The 13,096-nt window shown below is 70.5% G+C and carries 16 protein-coding genes; 8 read left to right on the top strand and 8 right to left on the bottom strand.

Features of this window, described 5'->3' with window-relative positions; all coding sequences use genetic code 11:
• Positions 1-406: 406 nt before the first annotated feature.
• Complete coding sequence (locus tag ACNJ93_RS16650) at positions 407-916, top strand: DUF5994 family protein (protein ID WP_319009457.1); 510 nt, start codon at positions 407-409, stop codon at positions 914-916.
• Positions 917-1,360: 444 nt separating this feature from the next.
• Here ACNJ93_RS16650 and ACNJ93_RS16645 read toward each other — a convergent pair whose 3' ends face one another.
• Entirely contained in the window at positions 1,361-1,759 is a 399-nt protein-coding gene (locus ACNJ93_RS16645) for an ATP-binding protein (protein WP_319009458.1), read from the bottom strand.
• A 266-nt stretch (positions 1,760-2,025) separates the two neighbouring features.
• Between ACNJ93_RS16645 and ACNJ93_RS16640 the strand changes: the two genes are divergently transcribed.
• From ACNJ93_RS16640 to ACNJ93_RS16630, 3 genes are read left to right on the top strand one after another with little or no spacing between them, the layout of a single operon-like run.
• Complete coding sequence (locus ACNJ93_RS16640; protein WP_319009459.1) at positions 2,026-2,499, top strand: SPFH domain-containing protein; 474 nt, start codon at positions 2,026-2,028, stop codon at positions 2,497-2,499.
• Between the two features lie 47 nt (positions 2,500-2,546).
• Complete coding sequence (locus ACNJ93_RS16635) at positions 2,547-2,903, top strand: PRC-barrel domain-containing protein (protein ID WP_319009460.1); 357 nt, start codon at positions 2,547-2,549, stop codon at positions 2,901-2,903.
• A gap of 26 nt (positions 2,904-2,929) precedes the next feature.
• Positions 2,930-3,100 (top strand): hypothetical protein, encoded by a 171-nt coding sequence (locus ACNJ93_RS16630; protein ID WP_319009461.1) that lies wholly within the window; start codon positions 2,930-2,932, stop codon positions 3,098-3,100.
• Positions 3,101-3,246: 146 nt separating this feature from the next.
• Here ACNJ93_RS16630 and ACNJ93_RS16625 read toward each other — a convergent pair whose 3' ends face one another.
• Both ACNJ93_RS16625 and ACNJ93_RS16620 read right to left on the bottom strand, forming a co-directional pair.
• A complete protein-coding gene (locus ACNJ93_RS16625) occupies positions 3,247-4,029 on the bottom strand; it encodes a ribonuclease BN (protein WP_418958187.1) in 783 nt (260 codons plus the stop codon).
• Positions 4,030-4,078: 49 nt separating this feature from the next.
• Complete coding sequence (locus ACNJ93_RS16620) at positions 4,079-4,924, bottom strand: DUF1206 domain-containing protein (RefSeq protein WP_418958186.1); 846 nt, start codon at positions 4,922-4,924, stop codon at positions 4,079-4,081.
• A 657-nt stretch (positions 4,925-5,581) separates the two neighbouring features.
• Between ACNJ93_RS16620 and trhA the strand changes: the two genes are divergently transcribed.
• Positions 5,582-6,373, top strand: coding sequence for a PAQR family membrane homeostasis protein TrhA (gene trhA / locus ACNJ93_RS16615; protein ID WP_418958185.1), 792 nt, complete (start codon positions 5,582-5,584; stop codon positions 6,371-6,373).
• 71 nt (positions 6,374-6,444) lie between these two features.
• Here the strand turns inward: trhA and ACNJ93_RS16610 are convergent, their stop codons facing one another.
• From ACNJ93_RS16610 to ACNJ93_RS16590, 5 genes are all read right to left on the bottom strand, one after another.
• The gene (locus ACNJ93_RS16610) at positions 6,445-6,621 is read right to left on the bottom strand and encodes a hypothetical protein (RefSeq protein WP_418958184.1); all 177 of its coding nucleotides are present in this window, start codon (positions 6,619-6,621) and stop codon (positions 6,445-6,447) included.
• A 78-nt stretch (positions 6,622-6,699) separates the two neighbouring features.
• Positions 6,700-6,855 (bottom strand): DUF6131 family protein, encoded by a 156-nt coding sequence (locus ACNJ93_RS16605; RefSeq protein ID WP_150162223.1) that lies wholly within the window; start codon positions 6,853-6,855, stop codon positions 6,700-6,702.
• A 418-nt stretch (positions 6,856-7,273) separates the two neighbouring features.
• Entirely contained in the window at positions 7,274-8,308 is a 1,035-nt protein-coding gene (locus ACNJ93_RS16600; protein WP_418958183.1) for a serine hydrolase domain-containing protein, read from the bottom strand.
• Positions 8,309-8,540: 232 nt separating this feature from the next.
• Positions 8,541-9,071, bottom strand: coding sequence for an NUDIX domain-containing protein (locus ACNJ93_RS16595; RefSeq protein WP_418958182.1), 531 nt, complete (start codon positions 9,069-9,071; stop codon positions 8,541-8,543).
• Between the two features lies 1 nt (position 9,072).
• The gene (locus tag ACNJ93_RS16590; RefSeq protein WP_418958181.1) at positions 9,073-10,428 is read right to left on the bottom strand and encodes a tetratricopeptide repeat protein; all 1,356 of its coding nucleotides are present in this window, start codon (positions 10,426-10,428) and stop codon (positions 9,073-9,075) included.
• Positions 10,429-10,652: 224 nt separating this feature from the next.
• Between ACNJ93_RS16590 and ACNJ93_RS16585 the strand changes: the two genes are divergently transcribed.
• The 3 genes from ACNJ93_RS16585 to ACNJ93_RS16575 all read left to right on the top strand — a co-directional run bounded on the left by ACNJ93_RS16585 (position 10,653) and on the right by ACNJ93_RS16575 (position 13,084).
• Positions 10,653-11,402, top strand: coding sequence for a hypothetical protein (locus ACNJ93_RS16585; RefSeq protein WP_418958180.1), 750 nt, complete (start codon positions 10,653-10,655; stop codon positions 11,400-11,402).
• A gap of 76 nt (positions 11,403-11,478) precedes the next feature.
• Positions 11,479-12,390: an aminoglycoside phosphotransferase family protein gene (locus ACNJ93_RS16580; RefSeq protein WP_418958179.1), complete on the top strand. Its 912-nt coding sequence runs from the start codon at positions 11,479-11,481 to the stop codon at positions 12,388-12,390.
• 1 nt (position 12,391) lies between these two features.
• The gene (locus tag ACNJ93_RS16575; RefSeq protein ID WP_418958178.1) at positions 12,392-13,084 is read left to right on the top strand and encodes a class I SAM-dependent methyltransferase; all 693 of its coding nucleotides are present in this window, start codon (positions 12,392-12,394) and stop codon (positions 13,082-13,084) included.
• Positions 13,085-13,096 lie beyond the last annotated feature (12 nt).

Below are 13,096 nucleotides of genomic sequence, written 5' to 3'. Positions count from 1 at the left end.
GGTGCCCTTGCCCGGGGCGGGTCAGCCGCACCGCTGACCGTCGGCGAGACGGTGGCGCAGGGTGTCGGCCACTCTGCGGGCGGCGTCCGTGGAGGCGGAGACGATCCGGACTTCGGCGTCCCCGGCGGCGACGGGGCTCCGGCGTCCGGCTCGTTGCGGTCCAGGACGGCACAGTCCTTCCCCCGGGGCCTGCCCGGGCGACCGAAGTGAGGCGGGTACGCCCCCATACGTCCACGGCACGTCCGGAGCCCGGGCGCCGATCGGTTCCCCGACGGAGAGCTGCGCGTCCGCGCGTCCTCCCGGAGTACGGTGAAAGTGCGGGGCCGTCGCCCCGCCCGCCGGCCCGGCGTCCGCTGCGGCACCGACCCGGGCGGAAGCGGCACCACCCGTGGACGGGCGGACCACCATGACCGACGCAAACGTTTCCCCCCACCAAGCCCCCGCGCCCCCGCGCCTCCTGCCGGACGAGATCCACCGCTCGGTCGAACCGGGCACCGCGCTGCTCCGGATGGAGACGACCGGGTCCCGGCAGAGCCTTCTGGACGGCGCGTGGTGGCCGCGCTCGCGTGACGTCGAGCGGGAACTCCCGCCGCTGATCACCGCCCTGACCGAGTACCTCGGGCCCGTCACCCGGGTCGGCCTGGACGCCTCCGCCTGGAACGCCATCCCGACCCGCCTGGTGGTCGACGGCCGGGTCGTGCACCTCGACTCCTTCCCCGTCGGCGACGACACCGTCCTGGTCACCCGCGGCGACAACGACCACTTCTCCCTGATGGTCGTCCCGCCGGACACACCACCGGAGGCCGCCCGCGAGGCCATGGCCCGCGCCGTCGACGCCGACAACGCCACGCAGGCCGCCGAGATCCTCCTCGCCGGGCCGCCCGGGTCGGCGGGCCCGCCGCGGGAGTCGGCCTGATCAGAGGGTAAAACTCAGACGAAGCCGGAGGCGCCGCGGGTCCGTCGAGCCCGGCGGGTCCGCGATGCGCCTCGACCAGTGCGCGGAGGAAGGTGGGGTCTCCCCGAAGCCCACCTGGGAGACATCGAGCAGGATTCGCTTGGCGTCGTCCCGGCGGGCATCGCCGAGTGCCTCGCGCAGGCAAGCGACGGTGTTGGTGTCGAACTCGCCCGCTGCGCGGAGAAACCACGTCGAGGGTGCCTCGTTGCCCCCATGCTCGACGCGTGCGTATCCGTTAACCGCTCGGTAGACGCGCCGCGCGGAGTGGAGGGAGACACCCGGCGCCTCGCTGCTCGGGATTCGTGGGTCGTTCGCTTCCACCACCATTCGACCCCCTCGCCTGTGCGTGCTGGCTTGAGGATCCTTCGGCTGTTTTTCCAGTGTGCGTCCCCGCGTCATCGTCTGTCAGCGGGGTAGGTCGATCCGGGCATGGACGGTCTTGCCGCTCCCGTGGCACATCACGGTCAGCTCGCTGGTCAGACGGGCGATGATGCCCCAGCCGTATCCGCCGTCCCCGTCAGGGCTGGGGCTCCTGGGATGCGGTGGTTCGCGGCTTTGATCGCTCACGTCGATGTCCATGGCGTCCGGTCGCAGGGTGAGGTCCACGGAGCATCCGCCTCCGGCATGACGGACGGCGTTGGTCACCAGTTCGCTGACCACCAGCATCGCGTCGGCCTCGGTCACCTCACCGACCGCCTTGCCCGCCAGGAGGGCATCGGCCACGAGGCCGCGCATCTCGCGACGTGCCTCGGCGGCGGCCCACGGGCCTCGGATGGTGCGGTGCCGTCGAATCGAGGCCACCATGTCGGTCCTCTCCGCGAGCGAGTGCGCCGGCTCTTAACAGGCCGTCTGCCCACATCCGGGCCGCCGATGCGCAGCCCTGCCGGGAGACGGCGGTTCCCGGACGGCTTTCCGGGGGACGACGCGAAGGCCCTGATCGTGCCGTTCGTGGACGTCCTGCACCGGGTGTCGTTGCGGATCGTCACCATGCCCCTCCAGTCCCAGGGGATCATCACCCGCGAGTCAGCGTCGACGTCTCCGCGGTCGCCTACTACCGCGTCGTCGACGCCGTGAAGTCCGTCATCGCCGTCGAGAACGTCGGCGCGGCCATCAACCAGATCGTGCAGACCACCCTGCGCAAGGTCGTCGGGCAGCACACCCTCGACGAGACCCTCTCGGAGACCGACAGCATCAACATCGACATCCGCGAGATCCTCGACTTCACCACCGCCGACTGGGGCGTCGAGGTCACCCTGGTCGAGCTGAAGGACATCCAGCTGCCCGAGAGCATGAAGCGCGCCATGGCGCGCCAGGCGGAGGCCGAGCGGGAGAAGAGGGCGAAGATCATCAGCGCGGAGGGCGAATCGATGGCCGCAGCGGCGAACCACGGCGCCTCCGTCCGTCCAGCCCCGCAGGGCCCTGATCCCCTGCCACTTGGCGACCCCGCTCCTCTGCTCCACGGAATAGACGAGAAAGCCGTTGGGGCTCGCGCCGTACCGCGGGTTCTCCAGGCTGGCGCTGTTCGGTTTCGCGAGGCAGGCTGAGAAGGGCACCGGCTCGGGCGCCGCCATCGTGTGAAGGGAGTCCGGGGATGTTTCGAACCGCGGATATCCGTGAGTGGCGGACGTACGACGTCGTCGACGTGGGCGGCCACAAGATCGGTGTGCTGGAAGCCGTCTATGTGGATACCAGTACCGATGAGCCGGCCATGGCTACCGTTCGCGTCGGTCTGCCCACCCGTCGCCAGTTGGTCTTCGTTCCGCTGACCGACGCGATCTTGGGGCCGAGCTACGTCAAGGTGGACTACGACAAGTCGCTGGTGAAGAGGTGCCCGGCGATCGGCACGGACGACGTGCTACCCGCCGAGGACGAGGCCGCGGTCTTCGCGCACTACGGCCTGCCCTACCAGCCCGGCGCGGACGGTGAGCGGCAGCTCGCCCGCCGCTGACCGGCCCATCGAGGAGGTGCTCAGCCGTGACGCTGTTCCTGATCCTCGTCATTGCCGCGATCGTGCTGGGCATCATCGGCGCGGTCGCCGAGGGACTGTTCTACTTGCTGGTCATCGGCATCGTCGTGCTCGCTGCGGCCTTGGTGTACCTGGGGATGCACCTGCGGCGCTCCGGCGGCCAACGCACACTCCGCTGAGCCGGGGGTCCCGGAAAAGGCAGGTGGCGTTGTACCCGGCGTGACGACGATGCGGCTCATGCCGCCCGCGTGCCCCTGGAGCGAGCCACTGTGGCCGATCGTCTGCGCTCCACCTGCCCGTGCGGCAGATCAGGGAGGTCAGAACCTCATCTTCGCCGTTTCAGGGCATGCGCCAGGCGGGGGAGTCCCTCGTGGAGGAGACGGCCGGTCAGTGCGCCGCCGAAGAAGACGACGCCGACGCCGACCAGCCAGGACTGGATGACCAGGACGGTTCCGATCGGTCCGTAGGTGACGGCGCTGGATGCGATCAGTGGTGAGAAGACGAGCCGGGAGAAGACTCGCAGGCCGAGCAGCCCGGCCATGGTGGTCACCGCACCGGGCAGCAGGGCGGGCCAGGGAACCCGGCCGCCGAGCAGCATCCGCTGGGACCACCAGAAGAACAGGACGCCGCTCAGCAGAGTGATCACCCCGCGGGCCGGTGCCGCGCGCCACAGCGGCGTGACCGCGGACAGGAAGAGGACCCCGATCAGGACGGCGAGCCACACCACATGCCGCCACCTGGCCCACCAGCGGGCCGGAGGCAGATCCCACACCTTCTCGTAGCCGCTCTGCACCGTCGCGCCGAACGACACCCCGAACACGGCGAGCACCGCGAGGCCGAACGCCGTCGTGGTCCGCAGCGTCTGGCCCGGCAGAGCGAACAACCGCTCGATGTCCCCCCTGGCAGCCTCCGATACGCCCAGCCCGTCTCCCAGCCACTGCGCGAACCCCCGCCCGCTCCCCGGATCCGCAGCGGACACGACGATCAGCAGGGGTACCAGGGTCAGGAAACCGAGGGCGGCGAAGCCCAGCGAGCGCTGCCACAGCTCGAGCTCGACGACCTGCCCCCACCGGTGCCCGGCCCGCACACGGCGGATCGCGCGGCGCAACCGTCCGAACGGAGACGAACGGCCCGCTCCGTCGGACGAGTTCCCCTTGTCAGGGTGCACCGGGGCGTGCTCCCGGGTCCGCGGCCCCGGTCGGCTGTTCCGCCGGAGTCCCGTGCTCGGCGGCCTTGCGCCAGCGGGCTTCGCAGAACGAGTACAGGCCGAACAGCAGGAGGCCCACGGCGGCGGCGATCAGCAGGGCGGGCCCTGCGGGCGTGGCGGCGAACGAACGCAACGTCTCGTCCAGGCCCTTCGCCTGGTCGGGGTCGTACCGCACGGCGGCCAGCAGGACGGACAGGCCGGCCCCGGCCGCGACCACGCCGCACGCCGCGCCGCCGACGATGCCCAGTATCGCGACGACCCGCCGCGTCGCCGGGCGCATCTCGTCCGTCCGGAGATTCTTCTCGAACTTCCGCATCAGGCTGCGCACCAGGATCACCACGCCCACGACGATCAGGACGACCCCGAACACGCCGACGATCACCCGGCCGCCCGGCCAGTCCAGCACCCTGGCGGTGTACTCCTTCGACGTCTCGTCGCCGGGGCGGCCCCCGGCGGATCCGCCGACCAGCGCCGTCTGCACCACGCCGATGCAGATCACCGCGTAGAACACCGCCATGCCCAAGGAGCCCAGACGCCGGCTCCATTTGTCGCCGCCCTCCACCGTCTGACCGAACGCCGCCTCGGACAGACGCCACAGCGCCATCGCCGCCAGCCCCACCACCAGCGCCCACAGCAGAGCCCGGCCGAACGGCTGCTCGCCGAGGGTTCCCACCGCGCCGGACCGGTCGGCCTCCTGGCCGCTGTCGCTGCCGAGGCCGATCCGCACGGCCAGAATCCCCACCAGCACGTAGATCACTCCCCGGGCGCAGAGCCCGACCCTGGACGCGACCTCCACCGCACGACTGTCGGCCACACGCCGCCCCCGCGACTTGGGCTGAGCCGCAATGTCCTGACCGTGCTCCATATTCGGCACCTCCATGTGCCGGGCCCCACCGGACGGCGCACCGTCGGTCGGGAGGGGCGTGGCGGGTCAGAGCCAGGGTCCGAAGGTGTCCCCGACGTGCCCGCTGTCCACGGACCGCGACGCCACGACGGTCGATGTCACGGCCAGGTCCGGGTCTCCGAGGCTGACCGGCATGACACCACCCCGGGTCTGTTCCCCGTCTTTCCACGGTAGGGCTGTCCCCTATCGGAAGTCACGACCCACATGCGGACCGTCCTGCACAGGGATCTGGAATCGCTCCGGGGGATCGGAGCACGTCTACGGGTGTCCTCGAAGCCATCCTGCGGGGCGACGGCTACGTGGCCGGCTTCGCTCCCCTGCGGACCGTCGGGATCAACCTGGGTCGCGAAACGCGCCCCCCACCGGTTCCCTGAGTACCGATGGCCCGCGCAACACCGACGGCGCTCGGGGGCCCGCCCCATCCGCACTGCCGCGGTCCCGGTCGTCGGCAGGCAACCGGGTACGGATTCGTACGGTGCCTAAAACGACTACGCGCGATGAGCTGGGCTTCTGGGGCTCCTGTTACGGTCAGGTTCCCAGCATGTGCGCATGGTCTCCCGTGATACCCAGCAGTCAGATTCGGGAGGGGCAGTGACCCGAGAAGACGTCGAATCCCGCAGTGCCGGCCTTTCCTCGGAACCACCGCGTGACGAGGCAGCCGACGGTTCCCGCCCGGTGGCCGAGCTGGTCGATCGGGCGGCCGACCTGGTGGACCCGATCAAGCCGAGGCTGCGTGGCTGGCTCCACGCCGGCATGGTCCCCACGTCGCTGGCAATGGGCATCGTCCTCATCTGCCTGGCGGGGACGCCACAGGCCGTGCTGGCCTGCACCGTGTACTCCGTCACGGCCTGGCTGCTGTTCGGGACGAGCGCCGTCTACCACCTCGGCACCTGGGGACCACTCGGTGAGGCCGTTCTGCGCCGCCTCGACCACGCCAACATCTTCCTGATCATCGCCGGCACGTGCACCCCGCTCGCCGTGCTCCTGCTCTCCCCGGACCAGTGGTCCGTCCTGCTGTGGATCGTGTGGACGGGCGCGCTGGTCGGCATCGCCTTCCGTGTCCTGTGGGTGAGAGCTCCCCGCTGGCTGTGCACCCCCTGCTACCTGGCCCTGGGCTGGGCGCCCGTGCGCTACCTGCCCGACTTCCTGCACAGCGGCGGCGTGGCCGTGGTCTCCCTCATCGTGACCGGCGGGCTTCTCTACAGCGCGGGCGCGGTCGTCTACGCTCTCCAGCGCCCCGACCCCTCGCCCCGCTGGTTCGGCTTCCACGAGGTCTTCCACGCGCTGACAGTGGCGGCCTTCACCGCCCACTACATCGCCATCTTTCTCGCCTCTCACTGAGCGGTCGAGGTGTGGGCCGCCGCACCCACTCGCCGGCCATCCGGAGGGCCCCGCGAGGCTGGTCCCCACCGTCAGAACGCGGTGGGCCTGCCCCGGCGCGAGCGCAGTATCGAGCGCACCAGCAGGTACAGCACGGCGACGACGAGAAGCAGCACCCCGGTGGAGAGCAGGTAGAGCATCCCGTCCACGACAGCGCCGATGACGATCAGTGTGATGGCACCGCTGAGCAGGATCAGGAAGAAGACCATGGCGCTGCGCCTCCCTGAGGCGGGACGGCCTGGTGAAGACTGGACCACGGGTGCTGCGTCGGCTCGGGGCCGAGCCGACTACCAGTAATGACGGCGTCCGCCGACCGCGTGACCGACCGCCCCGAGAATCCACAGGATGAGGCCGATCACGACCAGGACGATCCCGATCGTCCACAAGATGGAAATGCCGGCCACGAACCCGATGACGAGCAGGATCACTCCGAGAATGATCATGATGACCTCCGACCTCTCGGATACCTCAACTTCAGAGTAGGCGCAACCCGCCGAGGTGGCCTGTCAGGCTGTCACACTTCTGCCGCTTCCAGCGGGCAGGAACAGAAGCCGTCCGACCAGCAAGCCGATCAGGCGCGATGTGACGGCCGCAGCGACCGGGAGCCAGCGGGTGGGATTCCGTCCCTGGACACGGCGGAGAATTCTCCGTCGACCCGACGGGCTCCCATGGAAGTCGCCCGGGCCGTCCGGGACGCCGTGACCGTCGCGGCCACGCGTGACGTCCGGGTCCCGACGACCGCTGCCGTTCTCATCACAGGGACCGCGGCGTACCCTCATCGACGTTGAGGGTCCTCAGGCGGGGCGGCCTTCTGCAGCCGTTCGGAGTGCTGCGGCGGGGAGTCGGTGGAGCAGCCGCTGTTCAGTCGAAGGCGAGCTCGCGGAACGCGTTGCGGACGTCGGTCAGCGGTTGGCGGTCGCGGGTGTAGTAGAGCTTGTTGGTCAGCAGTACCGCCCACCAGTCCTGGGTGGGGGAGATCCACATGCCGGTGCCGGTGAAGCCGTAGTGGACCCAGACGTCCTGCTCCTCGGTGGTGCCTGGGGCCGGGTGCCAGAACAGGCCGCGCTCGGGCTGGAGGCCGCCGGTCTGCGCGGTGAGGGAGTGGGCGCTCCACTCGGCGCCGAAGCCGGCTCCGGCGGGGGCGGTGGTGTGGTCGAGCATGTAGCGCAGGAAGACGGCCAGGTCGTCGAGGACGGTGAAGGTGCCGGCGATGCCGCACACGCCGCCGAGGAGCCGGGCGGAGAAGTCGTGGGCGGTGCCCTTGAGGTGGGTGCCGGTGTCCTGGGCGAGTTCGGTGGGAGCACATCGGGCAGCCAGGTGGGCGGGCAGGGGGCCGAAGTGGGTGGTGTTCATGCCGAGCGGGTGCCAGGTCCTCGTCTCGGAGAGCTGGTCGAGGGGCTGGCCGGAGAGGTGCTCGGCGAGGTAGCCGAGGATGAGGGCGGCGCGGTCGGTGTACTCGACGGCTTCGCCGGGCGGTCGGTTGAGGGCTTCGTGCAGGACTCCGCGGCGGATGCCGTCGGGGCCGGTGCCGTAGAGGTTCTTCAGCTGGGCCCGGAGGGGGAGGCCGGCGGTGTGGGTCAGGAGCTGGCGGGCGGTCACGGCGCTGAGGGGGTGGCCGGTGACCTCGTCCCAGAACGTGCCGAGTGGGGCGTCGAGGTCGAGGACGTTGTCCTCCCACAGGGCTCCGATGGAGGCCCAGACCGCGAGGATCTTGGTGAGGCTGGCGGCGTCGAAGACGGTGTCCGGCCGCATCCTCACGTCCGGTTCGTCGGGGTCCAGGACGCCCGTGGCACCCGTCGCCCGGACACCGGCGGAGTCGCCGACGGCCCACACCGCACCCGGGTAGACCTTGTCGCGGACGCCTTCGTCCAGCAGGGCTTCGATGCGGTCGGTCATGATCTCCCTGTTCGCCGGAGGGCTTCCCGGCGGCCAGCGTATTGACGTGGCTGGGCGCAGCCGAGCAGCAGCGTGTCGAACGAGTTAGCAAGTGCTCCGCGTTCGGGTCATGAGCTTGGCCGTTCTGCCGCCCGGCTAGACCGGGGCGGTAGGTCTTGGAAGAAGAAGGCCGGTCCGACGAGGAAGCCCTGATTGACCAGCCGGGTGGGCCGCCCGCGGGTTGGCCGATCCGCTACTTCCAGCCGTCGAGTGACACCTGTTGTCCGTTGGCAAGGTAGTGGTGGAGCGCGCTGGCTGTGGTGTCCACGAACGCCTCGGGGATGGCGTCGGTGTTGACCCAGCGGACCTGGGCGTGCTTGCGGGGTTCGCGGTTCTCGGGTTCGCCGGTCCATTCGTGGGCGGCGAAGACGACCGTAAGGAAGCCGTTGGGGGCTTCGACGCCCCAGGCGCCGTGGATGATGTGGGCGACCTTGAGGGACTCGGGCTTCACGGTGAGGCCGGTCTCCTCGTAGAGCTCGCGGACCGCGGTCTCGGTGATGGGCTCGCCCGGTTCGCTCTTGCCGACGGGGAGGTCCCACAGGCCCTGGGCGAACTTGGCGTTCTCACTGCGCTGGAGGAGGACGACGCGGTTGGTGGCCTTGTCGTGGACGATGACGGCGGCGACCAGCAGGGTCATCGAGTCGAGCGCCGGCTTGAGGGCTTGGGAGCGTTCGTCGGTCTGCTGGGCCACGGGGTTCCCTTCGTCGGGCGGGTTGTTGGGCATGTTAGGCGAGGGCTTCGCGTGCGCGGCGGGCGAGATCGGCGGCGCCGGGAACGCGGCGGCGCTGGTAGACCGCGAGGGTGGAGCGGATCGAGGAGATGGCCTTGCGGGTGCGATCTGAGGTCATGCCCTCCATGAGGACCAGGGCCTGGGTCCAGGCGGCGACCGCTTCGTCGGCGCGAGCCTGGGCAGCGAGGCTGTCGCCAAGGTCGGCGTGGGTGAGGGCGTGGACGCGCTTGTACTTCTCGGGGTCCCAGCGGGTGAGGGCGTCGCGGTGCTGCTGCTCGGTGCCGATGTGGTCGGCGAGGTCGGTCAGGGTGCGGGCGGTGTGGCTGGCCACGGTGCCGGCGGCGGACCCGCTGACGCGGGAGTAGCTGGGTTGGGGGCCGTCGTCTCGTAGGAGGGCGTCCTCAGCGGCGAGTAGGGCGCGTGCGGCCGAGGGGCTTTCGTTCACGGCGGCGTAGGCGCGGGCGTGGGTGATGTGGAGGAGGGCCTCGGTCTGGCCGTCGACGTGGCCGAGTCCAGCCCGGAGGGCGCGTTCGACGAGGTCGACGCAGTGGTGGGGTTGCTTGAGGCTGAGGGCCTGGTGGGCGAGTGCGCGCATCATCCAGGCGGCGTGGCCGTGGGGGTCGGCTTCGCAGGCGAGTTGGTAGCCGACCTGGTAGTAGCGCTGTGCGGCGCCTTCGTGGCCGAGGTCGTGGTGCTTCCAGCCTGCGAGGTAGGCGAGCTCGGCGACGGCTCCGAAGGCGGCTCGGCGTAACGCTTCGCTGGGGAAGCGTCCGCGGAGCATCGGGGCGGCGGTGTCGGCGAGGTAGGCCGTGACCGTGGTCAGGCCGTGCCCGCCGCCGAGGCGCTCGTCGGCCGCGCTGAAGGCCGCCGTGATCTGCCGTACGACGTCCACGTCCTCCGCGCCGATTAGGGACGTGCCGGTGCGGGCGCGGAGCATGCGGGTGGTGGCTTCGTGGTCGTATCCGAGCGGCATGGCGACGCCGGCGGTGGTGAAGGCCGCGATGGAGAGGAAGCGGCGGCGCTCGACGTCGGCCCGGCCCAGGTCGGTGACGGCGAGGACGGGGTCGGATTCCGCCTGCTGTTCGGCCTCGCCGGAGCGGAGGCCGATCTCGGTCTGGGTGATCGTGCGTCCCGCTCGGCGGGACAGTGCTTCGGCGAGGTACTGGCCTACCCGGCCCGACGGGGCACGGGTGCCGTTCACCCAGTGCGAGATGGCCGACTTGTTGGTCTGGAGGATCTCGCCGTTCTCGGCGGCGATACGCCGCACGTCTCTGGCGAGGGCCTCGTAGGTGCAGCCGGCCGCGTCGATGGCGTCGCGCAGACGGGAGTTGGGTTCTCTCTGCGTCGCCACGATCGCCTCCACTCCGGAGCTGTAAACCGCGTATACCGCTTCAACTTCCTTCCACCGTACCCACTGAGCGTGACCACCGGTTCACTTATCAGCAGCCGCCCGGAACGGCACGACCGTGATCCAGGCTCCCCCTTGGTCCGGGCGGCAACCCGAAGTTCCGTACGCCCACACCGGGGTTCGGGCATTCCTGTGCCCGAATCCGGCCGATCAGAGACGGAGATACGGTGACCACCATCGACACCAAGGCCATCACGGTCGAGCTGCCCGAGGCGTTCGACCCGCGATGGAGCCGCCTGCCCGGCGTTCAGGTCGACGGCCGGCGCATCACCATCGACCCGGCCGAGTACTTCTTCCGCTTCGAGTCGAACACGTGGCTCGTCGCCGACTGGGAGCTGGTCAAGGCCCAGCTCCTGGACGTGGACGAGACGACCGAGAGCGCGGTCGAGCAGCTCGCGTTGGACTTCATCAAGCAGCACGGAGAGTCCACCTCCGACGCGGCCCGCGTCCTGGTCACCGCGTACGAGGTGTACGAGTACCTCTTCCGGGAGGAGCACCTGGCCGGCCTCGGCCTGCCGCAGATCACCGCCGACCACCTGCGGATGCTCCGCGAGGCCGCGACGCTCATGGCGCTCAACAAGGTGGAGCTGGACGGGCACATCTCCAACGTCGGCCCGTGCTGGTTCTTCCCCGCCGCCACCTCCGTCGTTTTCGACCTGGACGACGAGATAGGCGGCATGCTCGACGAGGTCTACCACGGTGGCTGGTTCAACGAGCACCGCCGGATCGAGTCCATCAAGGCCCACACGGCGCTCGGCGGCCGGCTCGTGCACGGCTGCCAGTCCGTGCCGGACCAGACCGGCGGCGTCGTCGCGCCCTACGGTGCCTCGATGGCCAACTTCCGCGACGACCTCGCCGCGTTCAAGGCGGGCTGGATCGAGCAGGTCTACGCCCACCGCGTAAACCCCGCCGCGTAACCCCACCCACCAGGCTCCGGGGCGGGCCGGCGTCACCCGCCCGCCCCGGACGCCGCAACATCCCCGGAGCCCTCACGTGACCGCGAACCCCAGCGCCGAACTCCTCGACAGCCTGCTCACCGCGACTGGCCAGACCACCGCCGTACGGGAGGAGGTGCGCGTGTGGTCCATGTCCGGCGTCGAGCGCGTGACCTTCCCCGACGGTGCCACGGCCATCTTCAAGTACGCCAAGAGGCCCTTCGACAACGAGGGCCAGGCCCTCCGCCTGGCCCGCACCCTCGGTGTCCCCGTCCCCCAGGTCCACGCCTCCGCCGTCCTGGACGGCTGGCTCGGCATGCTCATGGATGACCTCGGCCCCACCGTCCGCGAGGCCGACGACCTCGACGGAGTCGCCGCGGCCGTGGTCCTGCACGGCGCCCGTACGGCTCCCGCGCTTCCCGTACTCGACCAGGAGCGCTTGCGCACGCTGCCGGCCCGTGCGCTGGAGCATCTCGAACGGCTGCGTAAGGCCGAGCGGTGGCAGGACGCCGACGACGTCGAGGACGCACTCGACCGAATCGCCCAGGCAGCCGAGAGCCGCTCGGCCGGAGCGACGATGGGGCCGTTCGGCTGGGTGCACTCCGAGTTCCACCCCACCAGCCTCCACATCGGGCAACAGGGCTGGATGCTGCTCGACTTCGCCCGCGCCTTCACCGGTCCCGGCCTGCTCGACCTCGCCAGCTGGCACGGCACCATCGAACCTCCGCACTCCGTGCGTCTTCGCGTCTTCCTGGAGCAGTACGTCACCGCCGGCGGGACCCCCGACGCCCTCTCCCGACGCGGCGGACTCACCGCCGAGAACTGGGCTCTCGGCTGGCACCGCATGTGGGCCGTCGAGTGGTTCATGGAGCAGTCCATCCGCTGGATCGACGACCCGGCCACCGACCCCGCCTACATCAAGACCGTCCGCCGCCACCTCACCGACGTCCTCCACCACCTGGAGATCTGACGTGCTCGCCCAGGCATCCCCATGGCACGCCCACGCCCTCCAGCGCACAGCCGCCGGGCTGGCCGAACCCCTGTCCGCGCCTTCGCGGATGGAATGGACCACGAGGCCCGGCCAGGGTCCCGGGGCAGAGATCCTCGGTCCCGACCTGCGCGGCAAGCGACTCCTGGAACTCGGCTGCGGCCCCGGCCACAACGCCGCCCACCTCGCCACTCGCCACGGCGCTCACATCACCGGCGTCGACCTCGTCGGCCTCCAGATCCGCCGCGCCCGCTCCCACTACGGACGGCTGAACAACCTCACCTTCGTCGCCGGCCACGCCCTGCACTACCTCCAAGCCTCCGACGAGCAGTTCGACGCGATCTACTCCGTCTTCGGCGCCGTCGGACTCGTCGCCCCCGAACTCCTGCTCCCGGCCATCGCCCAGCACCTCACGCCCGGCCGGGTGCTCGCCTTCTCCGTCCCCCACCCGCAACGCGGCGGCCGCAGCCCCTCCAGCGACGACCGACCCCGCCGCGACCACGTCACCCTGCCCGACCGCACACGGCTCCCCATCGCCCGCTGGGAGTTCGATACCGACCGCTGGGAGAAGCACCTCAGCCAGGCCGGCTTCTGGCTCACCTCGGCCCAGGAATTCCACGACCCCCGCATGGGCCACTGGCCCGTCACCCTGCTGATCCGCGCTCGCAAGCTCTGACCGCCGCCCTCG

It is taken from the genome of Streptomyces tritici (assembly GCF_048500665.1).
In the GTDB taxonomy this organism is placed as follows: Bacteria; Actinomycetota; Actinomycetes; order Streptomycetales; family Streptomycetaceae; genus Streptomyces; species Streptomyces tritici.
Note: the sequence above shows the minus strand (reverse complement) of the source record. Positions and strands in the feature narration are given on the sequence as shown.